Consider the following 395-nt stretch of genomic DNA (forward strand, 5'->3'; position numbering starts at 1 on the left):
CGTGCTGACAGGCACGGACGTGGACGCAACGATCCGTGCCGTCGTGACCGCGACGAACGCAGGTGGGTCGACTCCAGCGAACTCCGCGCAGACGGTGGTGATCGCGGGTATCGCTCCTTCCAACTCGGTGGTGCCCACGATCTCGGGCACGGTGACGCAGGGGCAGACGCTGACGGCCGCGAACGGCACCTGGGCGGGTACGCCGGCGCCGGCGTACACGTACCAGTGGCAGCGTTGCGACCAGTCGGGTGCGAGCTGCGTGAACATCGCAGGCGCGACCGCCGGCACGTACGTCCTGACCGGCCTTGATGCGAACCGCACGGTGCGCGTGCGGGTCACGGGCACCAACACCTGCACTACTGGGTGCGGCGCCGTCACGGCCAACAGCGTTGCAA

The 395-nt window shown here is 69.1% G+C and carries 1 protein-coding gene; it reads right to left on the reverse strand.

The annotated features are described in order from the left end of the window. The coding region (locus tag I6F37_RS43675; protein ID WP_225154934.1) for a hypothetical protein at positions 1 to 267 on the reverse strand (267 nt) is incomplete at its 3' end. Between the last annotated feature and the right edge of the window lie 128 nt (positions 268 to 395).

This window comes from Bradyrhizobium sp. NBAIM08 (genome assembly GCF_020193935.1).
In the GTDB taxonomy this organism is placed as follows: domain Bacteria; phylum Pseudomonadota; class Alphaproteobacteria; order Rhizobiales; family Xanthobacteraceae; genus Bradyrhizobium; species Bradyrhizobium yuanmingense.